The sequence below is a fragment of the Dolichospermum circinale AWQC131C genome (genome assembly GCF_000426905.1).
Taxonomy (GTDB): Bacteria; Cyanobacteriota; Cyanobacteriia; order Cyanobacteriales; family Nostocaceae; genus Dolichospermum; species Dolichospermum circinale.
The window spans coordinates 1-938 of record NZ_KE384598.1 but is presented as its reverse complement, the minus strand read 5'-3'; the positions used below and the strand labels follow the sequence as shown (position 1 = coordinate 938).

Annotated in this window: 2 protein-coding genes; both read right to left on the bottom strand. The window is 35.0% G+C overall.

Going from position 1 to position 938, the window contains the following annotated elements:
* Positions 1-118 precede the first annotated feature (118 nt).
* Entirely contained in the window at positions 119-442 is a 324-nt protein-coding gene (locus ACIR131C_RS0105640) for a type II toxin-antitoxin system RelE/ParE family toxin (RefSeq protein WP_035368182.1), read from the bottom strand.
* 5 nt (positions 443-447) lie between these two features.
* A complete protein-coding gene (locus ACIR131C_RS0105635; protein ID WP_231395399.1) occupies positions 448-771 on the bottom strand; it encodes a type II toxin-antitoxin system ParD family antitoxin in 324 nt (107 codons plus the stop codon).
* Positions 772-938 lie beyond the last annotated feature (167 nt).

Sequence of the window (938 nt, the reverse complement as noted above, 5' to 3'; positions counted from 1 at the left end):
ATTCTACGTTACGCTGTTATTGGTTATTGTTGGGTTTCCTTGTGTCAACCCAACCTACGTTCTACGTTACGCTGTTATTGGTTATTGTTGGGTTTCCTTGCGTCAACCCAACCTACGTTCATAATTGTAAATCCTCATCTAATATTGTTCCGATATCTCTTGCACTATGAATAACTCGCAAAATATCAATTTCTGATTCAAAAATGCGATAGAAAATCAGATATTTTCTAAATCCTTTAATTGATTGTTGTCGAATATCTGTTAAATTAGGATGAGAAAATTGACAGATTTTTCCCATAGCTGGAGTTTTAGCTAATTGTTTAAATGTTGTTTCTGCTGCTATTAAAAAGCGGTCAGAAACATCTAAATTATCTTCTGCTATGTAGGTTGCTAAATCTATCAAGTCACGGATAACTTGAGGTCTTTTTTTAATTTCAAACATCACAGCTAAATTGCACCTTGACGGTTGTTAATTTTGTCTCTGACTGCTTGACGAATATCTTCCCATTCTTGTGCTGTCATTTCTGTAGCTTCTCCAGAATTTAATCCTTCTAAAAGGATAGTCTGTAGTTGTTCTTTTGCTCTTTGTTTTTGGTCTTGTCGTACTAATTCCCGAAAGTATTCGCTAACACTGCTGTAACCACCTTGTGCTACCAGTTGTTCTACGTAAGCTCGCATGGTGTCAGGTAAGGAAATATTCATACTTTTCATGAGGTGATTTCCGTGAATGTTATTTTCTATATTATGGCAGGTTTTGTCATTTTCTGCCATTACTAGAAAAAACGATTGATTATAGTTGGTGTTGTTGGGTTTCCTTGCGTCAACCCAACCTACAAATATATGGTTAGTTATATGGTTAGTTAATTGCAACAGAAGATATAGTAGTTTAACTTAAGAATGAGACAAAAAGAGTATAAGATTGAAGAGAGAAGGTATGG

Coding starts and splice junctions, on each gene's coding strand:
- ACIR131C_RS0105635 (WP_231395399.1), bottom strand. CDS start 771: ATGGCAGAAAATGACAAAACCTGCCATAATATAGAAAATAACATTCAC.
- ACIR131C_RS0105640 (WP_035368182.1), bottom strand. CDS start 442: ATGTTTGAAATTAAAAAAAGACCTCAAGTTATCCGTGACTTGATAGAT.